Source organism: uncultured Campylobacter sp. (assembly GCF_938031315.1).
Lineage (GTDB): Bacteria > Campylobacterota > Campylobacteria > Campylobacterales > Campylobacteraceae > Campylobacter_B.
The window spans coordinates 1-2,657 of the sequence record NZ_CALHHT010000219.1; the positions used below are offsets into that span (position 1 = coordinate 1).

The window sequence follows — 2,657 nt, forward strand, 5'->3', positions numbered from 1 at the left end:
AGCCGCCGCTGCAGCCTTGGATACTACGGCGTGAGCAATCAGGGCAGATTTTTGCGCTACAAGTGCGATGTTCGCACGAAGCGTAGCGGCGGTAAGCGCCCACATTCCTTTGACGACCAGGGCAATGACATGATAAGCCGTTCTAAACGGCGCAAAAGCAAGCATAAGGCCTGCAAAGCCTATTTTAACGCCGCTGATCGCTACTCCAAGAGCTATGAAGCCGCCTACCGCACCGGTCAGAAGTTTGGCAAGCGTAGGGAATTTTTCGTTAAATTTTCGCAATGCATTTCCAAAAGCCGCAAATAGTTTCGCTGCACTATCTACGACCGGTAAAAAGGTCTCACCGATCTGTGAAGCTAAATTGATCCAGCTTTGATGCAATCTATCTAATGCTGAGGCGGTGGTATTGAGCTTAACCTGCAACTCTTTTTCCATAGAGCCTTTGGCTTCTGAGCTGCGTGCCATAGCGATATTGGTTTTAAGCTCGTCTATGTTCTGCACGAGAGATGCTATCTCATCATTGTAGTTACCACCTACGAGGTCATAAAGAATTCCAGCTTGCGCATCTTTAGGCGCAGCCTTGATCCTCTCTAAGAAATCTACCATTGCGGCAGTAGCGTCTTTGTTTAAATTTTCTTTGAGTGTTTGGGCATCCAGCCCGATCTGTTTGAGAGCCTCGTGGAATTTCTTCGGTTGTTTTTCCGCGCTTGCTAATGTCGTAAAAAAATCGTTCAGCGAAGTACCTACTACGCTCGTAGCCTTGCCCGTACTAAGCAGAGTAGAGGCAAATGCCGCCGTAGTCTTGCCGTCTAAATCTATCATCCTTGCCGTAGCGGCGAGCAAAGAGGTAGCCTCCAAAATTTGATCGGCGTTTGCGTTTTTTACCTTATTGTCGAGTAGATTTATGGTGTCGAAAAGCTCCTCGATACCTTGGGTGTTTTTGATGCCGAAGCCTACAAACATATTGTTCGTAGCCTTGCCGACATCGTTTGCACTCATGGCGAAAGCACTCATCGCCGTAGTGGTAAGTCTGACGTATTTTATGAGCTCGTCGCCGCTTAAATTTGCTTTACCGCCCTCTGAGGCGATAGAGGCTACATCGCTAAAACTTTTGCCGAAACTTGCGCTCAGATTTCTAAGCTCGCCTTTAAGCTTTGCCATCTCCTCATCGGTGCCGTCTACATATTTTTTCACGTCGGCAAAGGCTGCTTCATCGTCTATGGCAAATTTAATCGGCACGGCAAGGCTTGCGGTTTTTGCAAGAGTGCCCGCAAGATTTCCTATTTCGTCCGAAATTGTTTGTTTGTAGCGAGCTATATCCCTGCTTACGCCCTTTAGTCCGCGCAAATTTTCGCTTATACTTTTTACGCTTACGCCGGCGTTTTTTGCACTACGCGCAAGCCCTTTTATTGCGTTATCGGCAGATTTTACGCTAGAAAGTCCTTTCAAAACCAGCCCTATACTTATGCCGAGCGTAGTTTGATTATCCATTTTACCTCCTTTCCTGCTGCAAATTTTAAAATTTATGATACAATCGCTTCTTATGAAAGAAAGCGATCTAATAACATTTTATACCGGTATTATTGCTGCAGCCGTGCTGCTTATGAGCCTCGTTTTAGGTTTTGAGCCTAATCCGCTCATTACTATGTTCATTGTCGCAGGCGGAGTAATAGCGTTTTTAAGACCTATCCACCGCGCGTTTAAAAAGGTATTAAGCGCTTTTCATCGTGCCGCTTTGCGCTCGCAAGATCTTTAGCGAAATACTGACAAATTCACTAAAATCCAGCACATCCATATCCAAAATTTCGCGATGGCCAAAATGCAGTACGTAGCCTAGCAGCGCGATGTTTTCATTGTCAGGCGCTGCTAAACGTCCAAAAAACCCTGTACTGCCTTTTGCAGGGTATTAAAATCCGCAATATCCAGTTCTTCGATCCACGAAGGCGTCTTATTTGCGCAAGCAGCGCAGAGCTTTATGCTTTGTTCGATCTCGGTCTTTTCAGCAGAAACGGCTTTGAAGGTTTTTACGCTCGGCGCAAAAACCTCTATCTCTTCGCCGCAGACCGGCAAATTTACTTTTATATTTCTCATTTTTTACTCTCCTAAATTCGACCTAACTTTCGCCATATAATCCACCCCACCGATCAAAAGGATCATATTTTCGGCATCTTTGAGTACCATCGGTGTTTTGTCGATATTGATATCGACAAAGTGCGCTTGAAGCGTGATAGTAACCTCCATCTCGGCGCCGCTTTCAAAATCTGCAAATTCAATCTTTGTAATATCGCCGGTAAATGCTGCGCTAAACGGCTTCGGCTCGCCTGATGCTTGATAGATCGAGGCGGTGAAAAGAAACGGAACCCGAGAGCTAAAGGCATTCAAACCCATAGCAAGCCATGTATTTCTATCTGCTATACGGATCGTAAAGCTTACCTCGGTCGCAGCCAAAATGCCGCTGCTATAATTTGCGCTAAGCGCACCTTTGGCCTCTATCGTCTCAAACTCCATAGTAGGAAGCTTAAGGGTTTTTGTAACGCCTAAATAGCCCTGACCGTTGATGAATACGTTGCATTCTTGCACCGCTTGAGGGATAATTCTTTTCATGCTTTTCTCCTTTTATTTTTTACTTCTCGCGGCGGCAAAGCCACCGCTGCGAC

General features: G+C 45.8%; 3 protein-coding genes. All 3 read right to left on the bottom strand.

The genetic code is table 11. The features are described 5' to 3' along the window. On the bottom strand, nt 1–1,491 hold a 1,491-nt coding region (locus Q0236_RS05445), incomplete at its 3' end, for a phage tail tape measure protein (protein WP_297915854.1). A gap of 375 nt (nt 1,492–1,866) precedes the next feature. After that, a complete protein-coding gene (locus tag Q0236_RS05450; RefSeq protein ID WP_297915856.1) occupies nt 1,867–2,091 on the bottom strand; it encodes a phage tail assembly protein in 225 nt (74 codons plus the stop codon). 3 nt (nt 2,092–2,094) lie between these two features. After that, nucleotides 2,095–2,604 carry a phage major tail tube protein gene (locus Q0236_RS05455; protein WP_297915858.1) on the bottom strand — a complete coding sequence of 170 codons (510 nt, stop codon included), beginning with the start codon at nt 2,602–2,604 and terminating at the stop codon, nt 2,095–2,097. Nucleotides 2,605–2,657: the final 53 nt, after the last annotated feature.

What these genes read in the sequence shown, in the direction of transcription:
- Q0236_RS05450 (WP_297915856.1), bottom strand. Translation starts at nt 2,091, where the DNA reads ATGAGAAATATAAAAGTAAATTTGCCGGTCTGCGGCGAAGAGATAGAG.
- Q0236_RS05455 (WP_297915858.1), bottom strand. Translation starts at nt 2,604, where the DNA reads ATGAAAAGAATTATCCCTCAAGCGGTGCAAGAATGCAACGTATTCATC.